The 18,485-nt window shown below is 41.5% G+C and carries 21 protein-coding genes, 1 tRNA gene and 1 pseudogene; 18 read left to right on the top strand and 5 right to left on the bottom strand.

The genetic code is table 11. From position 1 onward, the window contains the following. Nucleotides 1-141: 141 nt before the first annotated feature. The 12 genes and pseudogenes from QQL36_RS18340 to QQL36_RS18295 all read left to right on the top strand — a co-directional run bounded on the left by QQL36_RS18340 (nt 142) and on the right by QQL36_RS18295 (nt 8,316). Nucleotides 142-1,425: a (Fe-S)-binding protein gene (locus QQL36_RS18340; RefSeq protein WP_321566320.1), complete on the top strand. Its 1,284-nt coding sequence runs from the start codon at nt 142-144 to the stop codon at nt 1,423-1,425. 12 nt (nt 1,426-1,437) lie between these two features. Then, on the top strand, nt 1,438-2,220 hold the full coding sequence (locus QQL36_RS18335; protein ID WP_321566319.1) for a (Fe-S)-binding protein: 783 nt from the start codon (nt 1,438-1,440) through the stop codon (nt 2,218-2,220). A gap of 77 nt (nt 2,221-2,297) precedes the next feature. Next, nucleotides 2,298-2,801 carry a hypothetical protein gene (locus tag QQL36_RS18330; protein ID WP_083722487.1) on the top strand — a complete coding sequence of 168 codons (504 nt, stop codon included), beginning with the start codon at nt 2,298-2,300 and terminating at the stop codon, nt 2,799-2,801. A 46-nt stretch (nt 2,802-2,847) separates the two neighbouring features. Next, nucleotides 2,848-3,207: a hypothetical protein gene (locus tag QQL36_RS18325; RefSeq protein WP_321566318.1), complete on the top strand. Its 360-nt coding sequence runs from the start codon at nt 2,848-2,850 to the stop codon at nt 3,205-3,207. 190 nt (nt 3,208-3,397) lie between these two features. Beyond that, entirely contained in the window at nt 3,398-3,538 is a 141-nt protein-coding gene (gene tnpB / locus QQL36_RS35700; protein ID WP_415751030.1) for an IS66 family insertion sequence element accessory protein TnpB, read from the top strand. A gap of 2 nt (nt 3,539-3,540) precedes the next feature. Further along, nucleotides 3,541-3,732 (top strand): annotated as a pseudogene (locus tag QQL36_RS35695) (DUF6934 family protein); the annotation flags it as partial. Nucleotides 3,733-3,741: 9 nt separating this feature from the next. Continuing rightward, entirely contained in the window at nt 3,742-3,909 is a 168-nt protein-coding gene (locus tag QQL36_RS18320; RefSeq protein WP_321566317.1) for a hypothetical protein, read from the top strand. 298 nt (nt 3,910-4,207) lie between these two features. Further along, nucleotides 4,208-4,280 (top strand) — tRNA-Gly (locus QQL36_RS18315). Nucleotides 4,281-4,442: 162 nt separating this feature from the next. Continuing rightward, nucleotides 4,443-5,525, top strand: coding sequence for an ATP-binding protein (locus QQL36_RS18310; RefSeq protein WP_321566316.1), 1,083 nt, complete (start codon nt 4,443-4,445; stop codon nt 5,523-5,525). Between the two features lie 95 nt (nt 5,526-5,620). Continuing rightward, nucleotides 5,621-6,103, top strand: a complete 483-nt coding sequence (locus QQL36_RS18305; RefSeq protein ID WP_321566315.1) for a hypothetical protein — start codon at nt 5,621-5,623, stop codon at nt 6,101-6,103. A 399-nt stretch (nt 6,104-6,502) separates the two neighbouring features. Next, nucleotides 6,503-7,813 carry an AAA family ATPase gene (locus tag QQL36_RS18300; RefSeq protein WP_321566314.1) on the top strand — a complete coding sequence of 437 codons (1,311 nt, stop codon included), beginning with the start codon at nt 6,503-6,505 and terminating at the stop codon, nt 7,811-7,813. After that, nucleotides 7,813-8,316, top strand: a complete 504-nt coding sequence (locus QQL36_RS18295; protein WP_321566313.1) for a hypothetical protein — start codon at nt 7,813-7,815, stop codon at nt 8,314-8,316. The genes QQL36_RS18300 and QQL36_RS18295 overlap by 1 nt, the downstream gene beginning before the upstream one ends. Nucleotides 8,317-8,469: 153 nt before the next feature. Here QQL36_RS18295 and QQL36_RS18290 read toward each other — a convergent pair whose 3' ends face one another. From QQL36_RS18290 to QQL36_RS18280, 3 genes are all read right to left on the bottom strand, one after another. After that, nucleotides 8,470-9,678, bottom strand: coding sequence for an MFS transporter (locus QQL36_RS18290; protein ID WP_321566312.1), 1,209 nt, complete (start codon nt 9,676-9,678; stop codon nt 8,470-8,472). Between the two features lie 76 nt (nt 9,679-9,754). Further along, nucleotides 9,755-10,684, bottom strand: coding sequence for an AraC family transcriptional regulator (locus tag QQL36_RS18285; RefSeq protein WP_321566311.1), 930 nt, complete (start codon nt 10,682-10,684; stop codon nt 9,755-9,757). A gap of 192 nt (nt 10,685-10,876) precedes the next feature. Next, a complete protein-coding gene (locus QQL36_RS18280) occupies nt 10,877-11,830 on the bottom strand; it encodes a hypothetical protein (RefSeq protein WP_321566310.1) in 954 nt (317 codons plus the stop codon). Nucleotides 11,831-11,984: 154 nt separating this feature from the next. Between QQL36_RS18280 and QQL36_RS18275 the strand changes: the two genes are divergently transcribed. Both QQL36_RS18275 and QQL36_RS18270 read left to right on the top strand, forming a co-directional pair. Continuing rightward, nucleotides 11,985-12,530, top strand: coding sequence for a hypothetical protein (locus tag QQL36_RS18275; RefSeq protein WP_321566309.1), 546 nt, complete (start codon nt 11,985-11,987; stop codon nt 12,528-12,530). A 114-nt stretch (nt 12,531-12,644) separates the two neighbouring features. After that, nucleotides 12,645-13,511 carry a Calx-beta domain-containing protein gene (locus tag QQL36_RS18270; protein ID WP_321566308.1) on the top strand — a complete coding sequence of 289 codons (867 nt, stop codon included), beginning with the start codon at nt 12,645-12,647 and terminating at the stop codon, nt 13,509-13,511. 111 nt (nt 13,512-13,622) lie between these two features. Here QQL36_RS18270 and QQL36_RS18265 read toward each other — a convergent pair whose 3' ends face one another. Next, nucleotides 13,623-14,117 (bottom strand): lysozyme, encoded by a 495-nt coding sequence (locus tag QQL36_RS18265; RefSeq protein ID WP_083722500.1) that lies wholly within the window; start codon nt 14,115-14,117, stop codon nt 13,623-13,625. Nucleotides 14,118-14,246: 129 nt separating this feature from the next. On the opposite strand from QQL36_RS18265, the gene QQL36_RS18260 reads away from it, so the two are divergent. Further along, nucleotides 14,247-14,522 carry a hypothetical protein gene (locus QQL36_RS18260; RefSeq protein ID WP_321566307.1) on the top strand — a complete coding sequence of 92 codons (276 nt, stop codon included), beginning with the start codon at nt 14,247-14,249 and terminating at the stop codon, nt 14,520-14,522. A 182-nt stretch (nt 14,523-14,704) separates the two neighbouring features. Here QQL36_RS18260 and QQL36_RS18255 read toward each other — a convergent pair whose 3' ends face one another. Further along, a complete protein-coding gene (locus QQL36_RS18255) occupies nt 14,705-15,184 on the bottom strand; it encodes a GNAT family N-acetyltransferase (protein ID WP_321566306.1) in 480 nt (159 codons plus the stop codon). 376 nt (nt 15,185-15,560) lie between these two features. Between QQL36_RS18255 and QQL36_RS18250 the strand changes: the two genes are divergently transcribed. From QQL36_RS18250 to miaB, 3 genes are read left to right on the top strand one after another with little or no spacing between them, the layout of a single operon-like run. Further along, the gene (locus tag QQL36_RS18250) at nt 15,561-16,388 is read left to right on the top strand and encodes a sensor histidine kinase (protein ID WP_321566305.1); all 828 of its coding nucleotides are present in this window, start codon (nt 15,561-15,563) and stop codon (nt 16,386-16,388) included. Next, nucleotides 16,378-17,046 carry a response regulator transcription factor gene (locus QQL36_RS18245; RefSeq protein WP_321566304.1) on the top strand — a complete coding sequence of 223 codons (669 nt, stop codon included), beginning with the start codon at nt 16,378-16,380 and terminating at the stop codon, nt 17,044-17,046. Before QQL36_RS18250 ends, QQL36_RS18245 begins: the two co-directional genes overlap by 11 nt. Nucleotides 17,047-17,061: 15 nt before the next feature. Beyond that, entirely contained in the window at nt 17,062-18,483 is a 1,422-nt protein-coding gene (gene miaB, locus QQL36_RS18240; protein WP_083722504.1) for a tRNA (N6-isopentenyl adenosine(37)-C2)-methylthiotransferase MiaB, read from the top strand. Nucleotides 18,484-18,485 lie beyond the last annotated feature (2 nt).

Here is an 18,485-nt window from a genome sequence, read left to right as displayed (position 1 = left end):
GAAGAAGCGTCGAAGAAGTGCCCATTGGGTAACGGGTTAGTAACAAGTTAGTGACGGCATTCTGCACTTATAGTATTATAGTTGCGTTAATATTCTATGCCTTTTTCCCTTATATTGCAATAGTCAAATCTGATTTGAAGTATGTATATAATTCAGGAAATCCTGTTTGTATTTGCCTTTGCTGTTGCAGTGTACCTCTTTTACCGCAAAGCCAGGCAGATCAGGCTTAATATTTTGCTTGGAAGAGATGTGTCGTTGAATGATCGCCCCGATCTACGTTGGAAAAATGTACTACTCCTTGCCTTTGGGCAGAAAAAAATGTTCCGCAACCCGTTGGTGGCTGTGCTACACTTCTTTGTGTATGCCGGTTTTCTGATCATTAATGTGGAGATACTTGAAATTATCCTGGATGGGATATTTGGCACTCACCGGTTGTTTATGCCGCTATTAGGGTCATTATATCCTTTATTAATAGGGTGTTTTGAGGTATTGGCGGTATTGGTACTCAGTGGTTGTGCGATCTTCCTGGTCAGGCGTAACATTGTGCATGTGCGCCGGCTGGCGATGCATGAACTGGATGGCTGGCCAAAGTCAGACGCGAATTATATCCTGATTACGGAAATTGTGCTGATGGTGTTGTTTCTCACCATGAATACGGCGGATCAGGCATTGCATCCGGAGGTGGGACCGTTTTTGGTATCCGGGGCTTTCAGGGGGTCTTTTGAGGGGTTGTCTCCCGTTTCGCTGGAGGCGATTGAGCGCACCTGCTGGTGGCTGCATATTCTAGGTATCCTGGCATTTTTGAATTACCTGCCTTATTCCAAGCACCTGCATATAATACTGGCGTTTCCCAATGCTTACTTTAGTGACCTGCGTCCAAAAGGGAAGATGGAGAATATGCCGGCGGTACAGAAAGAGGTGACCCTTATGCTCCAGCCTGAGCTGGCTGCGGCCGAACCTGCGTCGGCAGAGATGCCGAAGTTCGGGGCGAAAGATGTACCTGACCTGACCTGGAAGAATATCCTGGATGCGTATAGTTGCACGGAATGCGGACGGTGTACAGCTGCTTGTCCGGCGAACCTGACGGGGAAGAAATTGTCTCCCCGCAAGATCATGATGGATACCCGTGACCGTGCTGATGAAATAGGTAAATTGGGGAATACGGAAGGAAAAACCCTGTTGCGTGATTATATCAGCGAAGAAGAGCTGAGGGCTTGTACCAGTTGTAATGCCTGTGTACAGGAATGTCCGGTCAGCATCAATCCTTTGCACATTATTCTACAACTACGCCGCCACCTGGTGATGGAAGAATCCAGTGCACCACAGGAGTGGAATATGATGTTTAGTAATATAGAAAATAACATGGCCCCCTGGAAGTTTAGTCCTGATGACAGGGATAAATGGGCGGTTGAAATGAATGCATAAACTGATAATTCCATGCAAATAAAAACGATGGCAGAATATTTCGCCAGTGGCGAATCGCCGGAGATTCTTTTCTGGGTAGGGTGTGCGGGGAGTTTTGATCAGCGTGCACAAAAGATTACGAAGGCATTTGCAACGATCCTGACGAAGATTGGGGTGCGGTTTGCGATATTGGGAAAAGAGGAAAGTTGTACGGGAGATCCGGCGAGGAGAGCGGGGAATGAGTTTATATTCCAGATGATGGCGCAGAATAATATTATGGTGCTGAATAATTATGGGGTACAAAAGATAGTAACGACCTGTCCTCATTGTTTTAATACATTGAAGAATGAGTACCCGGAGTTGGGAGGAAATTATGAGGTGTTGCATCATGCTTCGTATTTGCAGCAGCTGATAGATGCGGGGAAGATCCGGTTGAAGGGAGGTGGGGCTTTTAAGGGTAGGAAGATCACTTATCATGATTCCTGTTATTTAGGGAGGGCGAATGAGATCTATGAGGCGCCAAGGAAGGTATTGGAGGCGTTGGATGCGGAGTTGGTGGAGATGAAAAGGTGTAGAAGTAATGGGTTGTGCTGTGGGGCAGGTGGGGCGCAGATGTTTAAGGAAGAGGAAAAGGGGAACACGAGGATAAATTTTGAGAGAGGGAAAGAGGCGGTGGAGACGGGAGCGGCTGTGATTGCTGCGAATTGTCCTTTTTGTATGACGATGCTGACGGATGGGGTGAAGGAACAGGGGAAGGAGGAATCTGTAAAGGTATTGGATATTGCTGAGCTGATAGCTCAGCAGTTGGAGGAGTAGGCGAGCTAATCTTCTACCCCTTAGGAAAGACTGATTTTCGTCAGTTTATGGAATCAGGAATTTCGTAAATTTGCGATATGGATATTCGACAAATACTACCAACTGACTTTAACCCTGCCTCGCGGGTTTGGATATATCAAAGCAACCGTCCTTTTTCTGAAAAAGAGCAAGCGGAGATTGCTGAACAACTGGATCAGTTCACCGCTCACTGGCAGGCACATGGTGCTCCTGTGAAAGGTTGGGCGAAGCTGCTATTCGAACAGGCCATCCTGGTCATAGCGGATGAAACAGACACACACGTAAGTGGTTGCAGCACTGATAGCTCTGTAAGAGTGATCAAGAGCATAGAACGTCAGTACGAAGTGAACCTCTTCGACCGCCTGTTACTGGGTTTTGTGCTGAAAGACAAGCTGCAATTGCTGCCGATGATGCAGGTTCCTTATGCACTGGAAAAAGGGTATATAGATGAAAATACTATTTACCTGAATAATACCGTGCTGACGTTAAAAGAATTAGAAGAAAACTGGCTTCAGCCATTAAAGAATAGCTGGCTGGCAAAGAAATTTGCTATTGCACAGTAAGTGAATACAAAACGGGCAGTTTCACCAGCTGCCCATTTTATTTATTATGAATGTTCTTGAAATAGATGTAGATATCATCTGTCCTGCTTGTTCCCGTAAAGCTTTGTTAAGTGCCAGCTGTGAGATCACAGGTTATATGTTCAGACCCAAAAAGATTATTGGCAAAGCTTCCTGTATACATTGCGGATATAGTCATCCTAAACTGACGGTTGTGAATGCGGACTTTTATTATCAGTTTCCGGTTGGAGACAGGATGTTTTATGCGAGGAATAAGAAGAACCTGAGGGAGTTGTTGGGCTTTTTTAAAGAGGGGAAGAAGTGGGATGATGAGTTGTGTTTTGATTTTCCTGCAACGTTTTATGTGCATAGGGATGAGATTGTGAAAAAGATAGAAAGCCTTTTGTAAAATATTATTCTCCTGAAGTCTTTATCAGTAAACACTTCAACGGATTTTTTTATTCACTTCTATAAAAACATGCCCCTATCTGTCCTCTTACATTCAATTCTGGTCAGAAATGGGTCAGAGAAAATCGTCTAAAGAAGAAATAAAAATTGGGAATAATGGGGGTAAGATCAGGCTAAGATGAAGTTTGAGTATGCATAAAAGCTTTGACGGCCTTTGTGGAATTGTGACCAACATGATGCAGCGACAGCCTAAAGATAAGGAAGTGTATATATTTTTAAATAAGCAGCTGCCCCACGTTACAATTCTTTTGCATGAACGGGGGAGTATTTAGAAAAATACCCGGACAGAATAATATTTTTTACTGGGAGCACATATGGGAGAACAAGACTTTATAGAATGGCAATAAGCATAAATATAAAATATCTGTCCAGTAAGTTTGTCATATATTGTCAAACTGAAAATGGGATTCTCAATTTTGAGGAAAATACGCAAGTAACTGGGTTTTTAATCAGCAAAAAAGTATAATTTTATACCATGGAGAAAAAAGTAATCAAACATTGGAGTGATCTATTTAAAACAGAGATCACATTAACTATTGATGAAAGACTCAACAAGATTGATGAAAAGGCTGCATCTGAAAAAAAATTACAGATTGCCAATGAGCAATTGGCTAAAGTAAAGGACTTCTTACCTAAGAGATAGTTGTTTTTGGTAAAATATTATAAAGCCACCTGATTCATTTCAGGTGGCTTTTTTGTTTTGGATTAGTAAATCCACCTTTCCAATTTATAACACCATTGATAATCAATTTTTTATTAAAAAAATAAATATTCTGAAGATAATGAATAGGATGGAAAAGACACTTTTTATGGGAACACCCTGATTGAAATCATTTTTTAAGGAAAATCATTTTTTTGGTCAGATCTTGAGTCAGAATTTTATTTTGATGGATAAATAAATATGCTATATTTGCGCTGTATGCCTCCATAGGAGGATATTTGCGGGAATAGCTCAGTTGGTAGAGCATTAGTTTCCCAAACTAAAGGCCGCGGGTTCGAGTCCCGTTTCCCGCTCAATTGAAATCCTTCCTTATGTCGGCAGGCACCATGTACTGATTACAATCTAACCCAATAACATCAAAAGATTATATCCACGTAGTTATGCTTAACTTAAGAAAAGGCGGGCTTTTTGCTACAGTTCTTATGTTTTAGCTATTTTAGATGTATTTTTAGCTCATGAAAATTAAGCAACTTCATATTCAAAATTATAAATCCCTTGTAGATTTTAAACTAGAAAATCTACCTGCATTTGCGGCAGTCGTTGGCCCCAATGCCAGCGGTAAAAGTAATATTTTTGAAGCGCTTGAGTTTACGAATTATGTTTGCCGATTTCGATTTGAAGCAGCTTCTTTTTTTGGGGGCATAAAGAATATTTATTCCTATCAGGCTCAACCTAACGATAACATGAGCTTTTCTTACAAATTTGTTAATGAGCTAATAATAAATTTTGGCCTGATAACCACTTCGCAAAACCATCTTTTTAACCTTGATGATACCTATATGATTATTCAAGGCCCAATATATAATTTAAGTAACAAAGATGATGAGTTCGTTTTTCTTGATATAAGAGACAAACAAAAACGAGATAATTTTCTGGAAGAGCTGAAACAAATACAATTACCATACAATAACGAATTTGAAATATTCATTGACAACTTTTCAAGAATATTCGTTGGTAAAAACTTCCTAAACAGGAGCTCTCAGCTACAATCCAGACTACACACGGATGCGTCAAATCTGTCCCAAATCCTGGCACAAATCCTTGAGGATAGCGAGAAAAAGGATGAATTTGTTGAATGGCTACGAATACTAATTCCTGAATTTAGAGACATTGAAATCAGGAAATCTAATATTGACGGCAGTTCTGAATTCTTCTTGTATGAAAAGACATCAAACAGACCATTTTCCAGACATTTAATCTCTGACGGTACTTACAATATACTGGCTTTAATGGCAGCTGTATTTCAAACTGACAATCCCCAGTTTTTATGTATTGAAGAGCCGGAGAATGGGCTTCATCCGCAAGCCATAGAATTATTGGTAGACTTTTTTAGAGAAAAAAGCGAAGAAAAGGGACATCATATTTTACTAAATACACACTCCCAAACGCTGGTAAGATGTCTGGAACCACGTGAAATTATACTTGTGAATAAAGTAAATGGAGCGACTATTGCCAAACAGCTTACTGAAGAAGATGCTGTTAACATCAAAACTGATGAAGCCTGGCTTTCTAACGCTTTTGGAGGAGGTGTGTTATGATCAATGTCGGCTTTATTGTTGAAGGACTTACCGAATACTTCCTGCTAAAATCCACATCCTTTAACGCATTCCTTACCAGAAATAATATCAGATTAGTGAATGTTATTAATGCACAAGGATGTGGCAATCTTTTACCACATAATATAGAAGGATACATCCAACTATTAGAAAAAGATGGGGCAGAAAAAATAGTCATCCTGACAGATCTCGATCAGGACGTTTGCATTACCAGTACCAAAAACAGGATTAAAGCCCGTCCACAGGATGTGGTAGTAGTAGCAGTGCAGCAAATTGAATCCTGGTTTCTTGCCTGTACACCGGCTATGAGACAACTGCTCAAGAATGAAGATTTTTCCTTTCCACTTCCTGAAGCGGAACAAGTTCCTTTTGAAACGATCAATCGGCTGATGATGGAATTTACAGGAAAAGGAATTGGCAATAAAGCAGCAGGCAAACGTAGATTGGTAAACCGATTATTAGAGCAACATGGACTTGATCTTACCATTTCAGCTACGCATCCTGCATGCCCCAGTGTGCAATATTTTTTAAGGAAAGTTGCTCAGTTGGCTCCGCATTAGTTTCTCAAACTAACAGCGCTATCTTTACAATTATATATTTATATTAATGCCCCCTTGAAATGCCTTATCCGTAGGCACTTCAGAGGATTTTTATTCACTTCTATAAAAAGAAGCCAAAATCTGTTCTTTTACCATTTGGTCAGAAATAATCCTTCAAAGAAGAAATGAAAATTGAAAATAATTCGGATAGGATCAGACTAGGATAGCGCTATAGAGAAATGAATAATTTAATTTGATTAATGGTTATGTAAATAAAATATTGAACTCCCCACGTATTCCTGTTCTTTAATACAAAGGCTAACTACTTTAATAAATAAGCCTTTTATTATTAAGACAAACCGCCTGATTGGGCTAAAATTGGATGTATTTCATATATTTACAAAATAAATAATTATAGCAATGCCCGAAGTTCCAGATATAAGAGTTTTAGTCGAAAGCTTCCGTGCTATCAGTTCTGCTGATATTGTAATTAATGGTATAACTGTTGTTGCTGGAGAAAATAGCTCCGGAAAAAGTTCTATATCTAAACTCTTATATTATTTATATAAGACAGTAGCTAACTACGAAAATATTGTCAAGCACACTCTTTATTATAGTCTAAAAGATATTATTCAGCTATTAGATATTTTGGTTCAGGAAAGAAGCCTTTCCGAAAATCATGAGCCTGGAGATTTACTAAGGCGAGAAGTTATTGAATTAAAAAGAGGGGTTAATGGAATAACTGAAATTGAAATTGGAGCTGATCAGGTTATAGATCTTATCACTAGAGTCGAAGAAGCCTTTTACGATACAATAGCCAGCGATCCTAATAAGCCGACATCAAAGAGGGTTCAAAGAATAAAATACATTTTACAGGATATTCTTAATACGGAAGAACTTGATGTAAAGGAATCTTTTTTGAAGGTGAAGGAAATTGTCAAAGAACGTTTCGCACAAGCTAAGGAAATTATTGAGTTAAGACCTACAGCTGTTTTTACGTCAGAGCTGGAAAATGTTTTCTCAGAAGGAGATTTACCTAAAAAGTTTGAAGTACAGGAATATGGTGATCCCATCGTATCATTGAACAAAGAAAATTTATCCATCCCTTATAACATTCAGAAAGCAATATACATTGACTCTCCTATGATGTTTCATGCTGAGACTAGTCATAATATTCACTGGGATGACTTAACAAAAGTATTAGAAGAAAGGGGTGATAACAATCACAATATTGCAGAAATAATAAGTAAAGAAATTATTAAAGGAGATATTTTAACTGAAGAAAGCACCTACTCGCCGGAAGATTTTGTATTTAAACGAAGTGATGGAGCAGTTTTTAATCTCATTGATGTTGCAACCGGGATAAAGTCTTTTTCCATCCTTCAATTATTATTAAAAAATGGTTCTATTACCGATAAAACATTAATGATCATTGATGAACCTGAATCCAATCTTCATCCACAATGGATTATTGAATATGCAAGAATCATTGTGATGCTGAATAAACAACTTGGTGTTAAATTCTTTCTAGCGACTCATAACCCCGATATGGTTAGTGCCATTCGTTATATTTCGGAAAAAGAAGGAACGCTTGAAAAAGTCAATTTTTATCTAGCCGAAAAAACTGACGATAATTTTAAATATAACTATACCTATTTGGGTAAAGAAATTGATCCGATTTTCGCATCATTCAATATCGCATTAGAAAGAATTAACAAGTACGGTATCTGATGAAATACTCCAAACAAGCCACGGAAAACTACGCAAAATCTATTAGAAAAAAGGATTGCCTGGAATTAATCGACACATTAATACGCAGGGAGGGACATGAAGGAAGCACAGGATTTAATGGCAATGAAGTTGTCCTGAATATGGACTGTGTAGAAGAGAAAAAAGCTAATCAGGAAGGAAGACTTTTGAATAAGTCAATGGATTCAGCCTTTATTGCTGAAGATGAAACCGGGACACAGCAAGAAATTGTTTTGGTAGAATTTAGATTTAATTATCAAAGTTTAAAGAATTTAGACAGGAATTCCCTTCTGGGAAAGGTTGCAGGATCTACATCAGCTCTTGGAAATCCTACTAATATGCATGATGAATACTATTTTGTATTTAATCCTGATTTAAAACAACAAGCTATTAGCAGGTTTAATAGAATGAACCCTGCTATACCGCAACAATACAAGGCTGTAGATATCTCGGATGTTAAAGACATGTTTTTTGACATTGCATAAGATGATTCATGAATCTATATATATGGAGAGGTTCAATGACGGAGCCAGATGGATATAAAGAATGGAGCTATCATCATTAGATCTGTAAGTATTATTTTATCATAGGGAGAGAGGACACAAAAGGCCCTCTCCCCCTATGATAAATTGCCGATCTTAAGCGATCGCCGGTGTCTTCGCTGCCCGCATTCTCACCACAGCTATCACTGCACATGTCAGGATCGTTGACATCACTACGTATCGCAGCGACATATCTCCAGACGTTGCCATTTTGCCCGTGGTTGACAATACATAGCTGGAAAACGATGTCACCACATATACCATCCCTCCCATCAAACCACTCGCCAATCCTGCATTCTGCGGAAACACCAGCATACTATGCGTGAAGAGATTGGTAAACAAAAAACCTGAGCAAATGTGGATCACAAATGCAAACATCACAAACCACCACAAATCATGCATCACAAACCCTGTTACAAACAGCATCACCGTCAATATCAACTGCGTAAACCCTGCTATTATCAGCTTTCTGCTGAAATCAACATTTATCAGCCGCTTGCTCACAATCCCACCTATCATCCAGGAAAAACCTAATATCAAGGTACAATATCCAATCACTACTGAATTGAAATGAAAGCTATTTTCTATCACAAAAGGTCCTGCAATATTGAACACCATCACCACTGAATAACTCAATCCTAAGATCACGATACCCAGTAAGAACGTACTATTGCTCAACATATGCGCATAGTTATCGCGGATCTTTTTCAACTCAAAGGGTTTCCTGTGCACCAGCGTCTCTCCACTGAAACTCAATTCCAATACAAACATGATAAACGCGTAGATCGCCAGGAAATAGAAGTTGGACTGCCAGTTCAGATACTGCTGTAAGAATCCACCTAAAAACGGCGCTACAATAGGCCCTAATGACCAAGTTATGGTGAGATAACTCAAATAATGCTTGCGCTCCTCCCCTTCGTACAAGTCTACAAAAAACGCGCGCTTGCCTACTATCACAAATGCCGTAGCCGTACCCTGCACTACGCGTAGGAAACAAATTAACGCCACACTGTGTGTAATACCTATTAATAATGAAGACAACACCAGCACACCCAGTGATATTACCGCGGGTCTGTACCTGCCGAGGCTATCCAGCAGGCTGCCCACAAACATCTGGGAAAAACCATAACTCATGAAAAAACAAGTCAGGGTAAGCTGGATCTTATCTGCTGATACCCCCAGATCCTTTGCCATAGCAGGAAATGAAGGCAAATAAATGTCTGTGATAAATCCCGATAATGGGATGCAAATGAACGCTAAAATCGTCGCAAACCGTTTTCTGCTTGCCGAGGCACTTTGTAACATATCCTTAATTTGACAACAAAATTATAGCAGCTGAGAGAATCTGCTATTAAGAGAATCAAAGCAATAATTGCAAAAATCAAATATGGGAGATCCGGGTGGTCTGTCGATATTGTAATGGAGTAGTGCCTGTTGATTTCTTGAAGAAGTTATTAAAATGCGCCGGTTCTTCAAACCCAAGACAGTATCCCACTTCTGAGATATCCCATTGCGTATTCAGCAATAATGTCCTGGCTTCTTCCAGGATCCGGTTCTTTATAATGGATGTGGTCGTATTGCCCGTAATGCTCTTAATTACATAATTCAAATGATTCACATGCACATTCAAAGCCCCGGCAAAGTCTGCCGCAGAGCGCATTGTCAATGGGTTTTCAGGAGAATCCAGTGGAAACTGCTGGTGCAGTAATTCATCGAAGTTCCTGAGCAGGCGGGAAGAAGCAGAGAGTTCGCCGGATGACAGGCTGCCTGCTGGCTTATCTACCAGCAAGGCATGCATCATCAGGCACAGTAGGTTGCGGATCGCTTCGTACTTAAAGGCATATTCCCCATGGGCCATTTCCAGCATCTGCTCAAAGTAAATCTTCATTAATGCCAGTTGCTTATCATCCAGGAAGATGACTGGCTCCGCCCATGCTTTGAATAATGGAGAGCGCTTGAAGATGTCAAACTGGTAATGTTCGTTGAAGAATTCCTGGTTAAAAAGACAGTAAAAGCCATCCTGATCTTCCGAAATACTGGTCCAGGAATAAGGTACGGAAGGACAGGGAATCAATAATGCCGGGCGGTCTACCAGGATAGAATTGCCCCCGTAATTGATTTCGCCAACACCGAGGATGAGGGTGATCTTGTAGAAGTCCCTTCTGTTATAAGGGGTCTTGAAATTACAGTGCTTACGTACGTTGACATTAAAATGTGATTTCCCTTTTCCTACATCTGTAGTACTGAAGGGGAATTGTATAAATGGCCGTTCCCGGTAAAAATCTCCTAATGTCTCCAATTGCTCGCTCATGATACAAAGGTAAAAAAAAGAGACTGTATTGAAATGCCCCCAAAAAGTTAGACATTTTTGGGGGCACATCAGATCGTTACAGTTTCTTCCAGTATCGTTAATATCCTGTAAGGCAGATCATTATAGCTACTTCCAGTATCGTTAACTTCCTGATAGTGACACGGCAAATCATTACAACCACTTCCGATATCGTTAACTTCCCGATTGCGCCAGCGACACGGCGGCCCTCGGTACTATCACTGCATTGTTATATCCACCTTCAAAATGGGAGTAATCCAATTGCTTTGTATACCCGAGTACACGTCTCAGCAAGGCCTTCCTGCACCATCTTTTCCAGGTCGCCGCTTTTCGTTTTACAACCACTTTCAGCGTCTTACTCTTCTGCACATCCATCAGCCCTTCATTCAGCAACTTGATATGATCATAAAAAATATCATCGCGGGTGATCCGGATCAGACCATTACAAGCCATATAACTATACATGCGCTTCTCAAACAGTTCCCCTGCATAGTAAGGGTACTTTTCAGAACCATAGTTATAACAATTATAAATATCTCCCTGCAACCTTTCAGCTTCTACCAGAAAACACTGGTCAGAAAACCCGGTGGAGTGAATAAAATGATTGGCTGTTTTGATGATCTTCAGTTCTGCCTCATAGGTAAAATCCGTCCACATAGGGTTTGCTACGAAGATGTACCTGTTACGTTTCATCTCTTCTATAGCCTCCCATACCCATTTACCTCCTGCTCCTTCCTGCATCATACAATCACAGGTGAAGTAGAGTAAATACTGGCCCTTACAAAAGTAAGCCGCTGTAAGGGGGCCTACACTATAGTAATATCCATCGAAAAAATCGAGTTTGAAGCTTTCCCTGGTCATATTGTACTTGTCCAGGATCGCATCCATGTGATCTTCTGCAAAGTAATAGGCATCAATAACCTTGCGGTTCATCGCACTGGTCGCATATTGCTCTACCGTAGCCCGGTCCTTTACATTGTTAATGATTAGAATTTTCTCATAAAACGATAGTTCGCATCTATCTACCATTTGTTCCAGTCTATCTCCTTTCAATACTTTTTCCCAGTCGTTTTCATAACAATTTGTGAAAAATGATACAGTTGGCTGGCTTCCATTGTTTTCACTCATAGAACTCTTTAAATTGTCGCAGGTTGATAATTAGGTTAAAAATGTACCGTAATATACATAAATATTATTATCTGTTTAACCAATTCTTAACAAATCCATGTACGCATATTTGCGAAATTCACTATGGCAGGGCATTTGCATTTAAAAAACTATCATGATCAGGGTTATATTCATCATTTCTATCATCTTTTTAACAGCATGTTCCTCCGGGAAACATTCATATCGTTCTCAAGAGCTGGCATCTATTCAATGGAATCCGCTTCGCAAACTGACCTGGTCAGATTACAAAGGCACCCCTTACCGGGACCAGGATACCAATATTGCCGCGCGAACAAATTGCCGTTTTGGTATTAAAATAAATGGAGTACAAGTCGACGTAATCAGTGAATTTATCCCTGAAAGGAGCAATGTACGCCCCGGAAAGGAAACGGCTGCCCTACTCGCCCATGAACAATTGCACTTTGATCTTTGTGAAGTATATGCGAGGTTACTGAGAAAAGAATTACGCAGATCTCCCCTCACTACCGGCAATATAGCAGCTGTATCAAGAGATGCTTTCCTCAAGTATTATGATGCCTATAAGGAAAGACAAATCATATATGACAGCGAAACTCACCACGGGCTTAATCAGGAGAAACAAAATTTATGGAACACACAAGTAGCCACTGCACTCTCAGATCTGGCTGCGTATGCTAAGTAGTCATACTCATCGATAAAAGATTAGCATTCAACGATTACTCCAATTGTTGGGACAACAAAGTTTTTTGCATTCCGTTAAACCTCCAAAAGGATCCCTAATTTTAAAAACTAAGTAATGCAAAGAAACCTTATTAGCGTCTCAACGATGGCGTGTGTCATGCTGATGACCCTCTCCTGTAAAAAAGACGATTCAACTGCGACCCAACAAACGGCATCCCTCAGTGCCACTTCTCAAACGGTAACTGAAGCTGCCGGCACAGCAAGTATCACGGTAACCCTGCCTGCTACACAAACCAGCGATGTAACGATCAATGCTACATTGGGAGGTACTGCTATCCTGAACGGAGACTATGAAGTAGCTACAGACACTACCTTAACCATTGCTGCGGGTAGTACTTCCGCCACTTTGACTTTCGACATCTTTGATGATGAAGTGGTGGAAAGCAGCAAGACAATCAATGTTACTTTCAGTAGCAGCAATGTTACGCTGAGCAACTCTACTGCCACTATCACCATTACGGACAATGATACGGATCAGTCCTCTGATGGCTTGCTCTCTGAACTGACATGGGATGCAGGCACGTTGGTAGATCTGGACCTTTATCTGGTGAACAATTTAACAACGACCAGTGATGGTTCAATAGATACTTACAGTGTATTGTCAGGTTCTACTAACAGCACAGGTTTTGAATCTTACCTGCTGAGCAATGACCTCGATGATGATACGTATTATGTAGTGGTTGCTTATGCAGATGGTTCCAGAGAAGTAAATTATGACCTGACGATGAAAGTATCCGGTAATACCATTCTGGAAGATAGTTATGACTTCCTCGCAAGTGAAGTTGGATATGGTTACTTCTATGGTCCGCTTACCAAAAGCGGTACGGCTTATTCAGTTGGCAAAACGACGAATTCAGTATTGTGGGATGTGAAATTGTTAGAGCCGCATTTGTATAAAGGGAAAATAGCTAAAACTAAATAGGTGAAGTGGGGGGAACTCAAAAGTAAAATCAGGCACTGACATTTGATTAAATAACTACCAGTATCCGAATAAAAGGGAGTGTATCATTCTTTAGATACACTCCCTTGATTATTATTTCTCATAATACTCCAACGTATTATTCGTATATAAGTTTGCTTCAGACTTCCTTCTTCTGGTCAATCCATCCAGCACTTTGCCACCGCTTGTATTCCATTTCAGGAACTCAGCAGCGATTTTAGGATCTTTGGGGTTCGCTTTTACCAGCTTTAATAAGGTGCTGTCACCCAGCCCTTCTGCAATGCCATTGTTGTTCATATCGCTGCCTACATTGTACGCGAAAGATACTAATGCATCGAATTGATTTTGTTTTAAAACAATACCTTTGGTAAGTTTGTTTACATCATTTACAAACCCTTTTACTATCACTAAGAATAACTCATCCGCGCCATCCTGTGTCAGTACATCGCCTTTCAGTACAGGGGAATCATCGATATAGCGGGTATTGCCCCAGCCGATTGTCCACACCCCCTTGCTATCCTGGTATGCCGACAAGCGGCACTTTTCATAATGCTTTATCAGCGTTTCTCCGTTAGCTCCTAAATTCATTGGTATAAGTATTTTCACATTAAAGATATACCAAATATATTTAATATTCTAGAATATGAGGGTTGTCCACTCTTCTGTTATAGTGTCAACCAAACAATAATAATTCCTGTCTTTCCTCTAATTCCACATATGAAACCTTTACTGGTAGCCTTCATCTTGTGTATTCCCCTGCCATTGAATGCCCAGGTAAATACGCATGTTCCCACGATTGACGAAGTTGGCGCTACCCGGATGCCTGCTACCATTGCTCCTGTGAAGGCACTCTTTCCCATGCCTGTATTTAAAATACCATCCTTTCCAACATATACGATCACTATTAAAGACAGCAAAGATATTCAGTCCGCCATCAATACTGTTCATCAACACGGTGGTGGTACGGTGATCATTCCTTTAGTTTGGAAATAAAGCCGGGCTATTACCCCCGGCCTTTTATGTCAGGAATAGAATGGGTCATTTTCACGGAACAAAGGGAGCGATTGCTGGTAGTACTTTTCAAGCAATTGCTGTATTTGTCCGTAGGTGCAAAGCATGGGTGACATCATCAGTAGTGATAATGCAATTCTTTTCAGGTGCCTAAGGTGGTTGTTTTACATTAATGTTTTTTGCATCCAGATGGTGCAGGCAAAATGACCGGAATCTCCTAATGGCGCTGTCAAATGACGGAACCCATTTCTTTCATACAGGGGAATAGCGGTGGTGAGTTCAGGCATTGTTTCAAGGTACATAGATTCGTAGCCCAATTCTTTGGCGCCGCTGATGCATTGTAGTAATAATTCTTTTCCCAGTCCTTTTCCACGGGCTTTGGGCAGTAGATAGAATTTTACCAGTTCTACACAATCTTTGTCTAATCCTTTTGTGGGGAAGATGCCTCCGCAACCTACGATTTCGTTGTCGATTTCAACGACCCAGTAGTTGGAACCGGGGGTTTGGAATGATTCGTATAATGAATATAATTGTGGGTCGTAATAAGCGGTGCCTGGACGGTCTATGCCGAATTCTTTTAAAACGGTTTGGATAACTGAGCCTAAGGTCTGGTTGTCGTTCGGTTGTATTTTTCTGATTGCCATATTGCAAAGGTATGGAAGGATGGGGTGAGAAAATTATATGTGAAAAATGCGGATTCGCATGGTAATGCCATTCAGAAGTATACCCCGTTGCATAAGTCGTCCCGGTGGTAATAATATGGTTAAAGATGTTCCTGAACCGTCCGGCCCACGTAAGTACCTTATGCCATCTGAACCGGGCATTGTTACATTATCATTTATTCCTTACTTGATTATTTCAATAAATATAAACAATCCCACATAGCTGACCACTTGAAAATTATTTTTATCCAATCCAATGTTGCAACCCTTTTTTTCATTAGAATTGTAGTGGATTTGGGACAAACTTTTCTACTTCTCTCATAATTAACAGGATCTGACCCCTTTATTCTCTGTAACTATGAGCACTCATCTGTTCACGCACTTTATCCCCTCAACACCGCTACAGGCGGCCATGCATTTTTTTGAGTATAAGTCAGGGGATGTTACCGGTTTGCTGCCTTTACTAGGCATATGGAGTTTCATTTTTGTATTGATCCTCCTGCTGTACAAAATTGAAAGTTACAAAAAGAAAGAATCTCTTCTACTCAACCGCATTCATGAACAACAGGAACTTGAACAGAACATCCAGGAAGCTGAACGCCGCCGTATTGCCGCTGACCTGCACGATGAAATAGGCAGTAGTCTCGCAGCTATCAGAATCAACCTCCAAAGCCTGCACTACAGCTCTGCACACGATGAACAACGTGCCACTACGCTACTGGAACTGGTAGACCAGACCAGTCAGAATGTACGGAGGGCCACACACAACCTCATTCCCCCTCATTTCGAAACCACTCCCTTTACGTCTATATTGCAATCGTATTTTTCTTCCCTCGATTCCCAGAACACGATCGCCTTCCATTATTATTGCAACGCCTATCAGCGTCACTTTACCACCAGGCAGGAATTACTACTTTACCGCATTGTCATGGAACTCACACACAACATTATCAGGCATGCAAAGGCATCGGAAGCCACCATACAGGTACTCTTCTGCCCTACTTACCTCGAAATTATGGTTGAAGATAATGGTATCGGGTTTTCTACGGCTACTCATCAGGGTATCGGTTTGATCAGTGTGCATACACGGGTCAGATCACTGGGAGGAAATATTCACACAGACAGCGGAAGATGTGGTACTACCATCATCATTCATATACCTGTAAGCTGCGAACATGCCTGTTAACATCATGCTGGCGGATGATCACCGGCTTTTTACCACCGGAATCCGCTCCCTCTTAAGTGCCGACCCTGACATCAGGGTCACCCATATTGCCACCAATGGCCAGGAATTGCTGGACCTGCTCTGCCTGCAGCTTCCCGACATTGTACTGATAGACGTGAATATGCCTGTCATGAACGGTCTGGATGCCACCCGGCTAATCAGGGACCGGTATCCTAAAGTAAAAGTGATCATTCTAAGCGGGTACAACGACGCCTACCTCATTGCCGAAGCCATGCAGGCCGGCGCCCGGGGTTACCTGCTGAAAGATTGTAATGCCAACGACCTTTACCACACCATTCACCTCGTGAATTCAGGGCAGACCAGCTTCCCTTTCCGCCCCCACCTCCCCGTTCAGAACTTCGAAACCGACAACGCCTTTTTGCAACAATTTAACCTCACCCGCAGGGAAAAAGAAATTCTCCAGCTCATTAGCAGCCAACACACCAATCAACAGGTGGCCGACCACCTACACCTTAGTATATATACCATTGAAACCCACCGGAAAAATATTATGAAAAAACTTCAACTCAAGACCCCGGCGGCTCTCATGAAGTTTATATTGACTCATCCATGCCATTCTGTCATTTTCGGATTTTATTGCTTAGTTTTGCTATCCTAAAATGATAAGAAAAGAATGCTGGATCAGGTAACAAAAGTGCATGACGAAAACCGGCAGGGCGAGGCTCTCGCTCCTGAGGCTGCAGATATTCAGACTTATACCAAGAAATTCTACATAGAAAGTTATGGTTGCCAGATGAACTTCAACGATAGTGAAATCGTAGCTTCCATCCTGAAAGAAGAAGGTTTCGGCCCTACCCGCAATGTGGAAGAGGCCAGCCTGGTGCTGCTCAATACCTGTTCCATCAGGGAAAAAGCGGAAACGACTGTGCGTAAAAGGCTCACCGAGTTCCAGAAAGTAAAGCAGCGTAATCCTGAACTCCTGGTAGGTGTACTTGGCTGCATGGCAGAAAGACTGAAAGCCAAACTGTTAGAAGAAGAAAAACTGGTAGACATGGTCGTTGGGCCGGATGCCTACCGTACCCTCCCTGCCCTCATAGAAGAAGCCGAAACCGGCCAGAAAGCAGTGAATGTACTGCTGAGCCGTGAGGAAACTTACGACGACATCAGCCCTGTAAGACTTGATTCGAATGGCGTAACTGCCTTTGTATCCATCATGCGTGGTTGTAATAATATGTGCTCCTTCTGCGTAGTACCTTTTACACGTGGTCGTGAACGCAGCCGTGACTACCGCTCTATTCTCCAGGAAGCTACTGACCTCTTTGAAAGAGGTTATCGTGAAGTGACCCTGCTGGGTCAGAACGTAGACTCCTACTACTGGGTAAACCCTGTGAACGATGCTGAAACCGTAACTTTTGCCAACCTGATGGAAAAAGTAGCGCAGATCAGTCCACTCCTCCGGGTTCGCTTCAGCACCTCACATCCGAAAGATATTACGGACGAAGTGCTGCACATTATGGCGAAGTATGAAAACATCTGCAATTACATTCACCTGCCGGTTCAAAGCGGTAGCAACAGGATATTGCAGCTCATGAACCGTACTTATACCCGTGAGTGGTACATGAAAAAAGTAGACCGCATCCGCGAAATACTCCCCGACTGTGGCATTTCTACCGATGTCATCACCGGTTTCTGCACAGAAACGGAAGAAGATCACCAGGACACCATGGATGTAATGGCGTATTCCCGTTATGATCTCGCATATATGTTCTTCTACTCCGAGCGCCCGGGTACCCTGGCCGCCCGCCGTTACCAGGACGATGTGCCGGAAGATGTAAAGAAGAGAAGACTGGCTGAAGTAGTGGAACTGCACAGGGGACAATCCCTGGCTAGTATGCAGCAGGATGTGGGCAAGACCTTCAAAGTGCTGGTAGAGGGTACTTCCAAAAGGTCAGCAGACCATCTGTTTGGAAGAACCAGCCATAACAAGGTGATTGTTTTTCCTAAAGAAAATTTCCAGAAATGTGACTACGTTTGGGTGAAAGTAGACAGTTGTACCTCCGGCACCCTGATTGGTACCGCTACAGGAAAAGCATAAGA

It is taken from the genome of Chitinophaga sp. LS1 (assembly GCF_034274695.1).
Lineage (GTDB): Bacteria > Bacteroidota > Bacteroidia > Chitinophagales > Chitinophagaceae > Chitinophaga.
The sequence above is the reverse complement of the archived record's forward strand: the minus strand, read 5'-3'. Positions and strand labels throughout refer to the sequence as shown.

Bases quoted from the DNA above. Each gene is read 5' to 3' on its own strand.
- QQL36_RS18335 (WP_321566319.1), top strand. From the start codon at position 1,438: ATGCAAATAAAAACGATGGCAGAATATTTCGCCAGTGGCGAATCGCCG.
- QQL36_RS18310 (WP_321566316.1), top strand. From the start codon at position 4,443: ATGAAAATTAAGCAACTTCATATTCAAAATTATAAATCCCTTGTAGAT.
- QQL36_RS18285 (WP_321566311.1), bottom strand. From the start codon at position 10,684: ATGAGCGAGCAATTGGAGACATTAGGAGATTTTTACCGGGAACGGCCA.
- QQL36_RS18290 (WP_321566312.1), bottom strand. From the start codon at position 9,678: ATGTTACAAAGTGCCTCGGCAAGCAGAAAACGGTTTGCGACGATTTTA.
- QQL36_RS18275 (WP_321566309.1), top strand. From the start codon at position 11,985: ATGATCAGGGTTATATTCATCATTTCTATCATCTTTTTAACAGCATGT.
- miaB (WP_083722504.1), top strand. From the start codon at position 17,062: ATGCTGGATCAGGTAACAAAAGTGCATGACGAAAACCGGCAGGGCGAG.
- QQL36_RS18255 (WP_321566306.1), bottom strand. From the start codon at position 15,184: ATGGCAATCAGAAAAATACAACCGAACGACAACCAGACCTTAGGCTCA.
- QQL36_RS18280 (WP_321566310.1), bottom strand. From the start codon at position 11,830: ATGAGTGAAAACAATGGAAGCCAGCCAACTGTATCATTTTTCACAAAT.
- QQL36_RS18340 (WP_321566320.1), top strand. From the start codon at position 142: ATGTATATAATTCAGGAAATCCTGTTTGTATTTGCCTTTGCTGTTGCA.
- QQL36_RS18250 (WP_321566305.1), top strand. From the start codon at position 15,561: ATGAGCACTCATCTGTTCACGCACTTTATCCCCTCAACACCGCTACAG.
- QQL36_RS18295 (WP_321566313.1), top strand. From the start codon at position 7,813: ATGAAATACTCCAAACAAGCCACGGAAAACTACGCAAAATCTATTAGA.
- QQL36_RS18245 (WP_321566304.1), top strand. From the start codon at position 16,378: ATGCCTGTTAACATCATGCTGGCGGATGATCACCGGCTTTTTACCACC.
- QQL36_RS18265 (WP_083722500.1), bottom strand. From the start codon at position 14,117: ATGAATTTAGGAGCTAACGGAGAAACGCTGATAAAGCATTATGAAAAG.
- QQL36_RS18320 (WP_321566317.1), top strand. From the start codon at position 3,742: ATGGAGAAAAAAGTAATCAAACATTGGAGTGATCTATTTAAAACAGAG.
- QQL36_RS18330 (WP_083722487.1), top strand. From the start codon at position 2,298: ATGGATATTCGACAAATACTACCAACTGACTTTAACCCTGCCTCGCGG.
- QQL36_RS18270 (WP_321566308.1), top strand. From the start codon at position 12,645: ATGCAAAGAAACCTTATTAGCGTCTCAACGATGGCGTGTGTCATGCTG.
- QQL36_RS18300 (WP_321566314.1), top strand. From the start codon at position 6,503: ATGCCCGAAGTTCCAGATATAAGAGTTTTAGTCGAAAGCTTCCGTGCT.
- QQL36_RS18325 (WP_321566318.1), top strand. From the start codon at position 2,848: ATGAATGTTCTTGAAATAGATGTAGATATCATCTGTCCTGCTTGTTCC.
- tnpB (WP_415751030.1), top strand. From the start codon at position 3,398: ATGCATAAAAGCTTTGACGGCCTTTGTGGAATTGTGACCAACATGATG.
- QQL36_RS18260 (WP_321566307.1), top strand. From the start codon at position 14,247: ATGAAACCTTTACTGGTAGCCTTCATCTTGTGTATTCCCCTGCCATTG.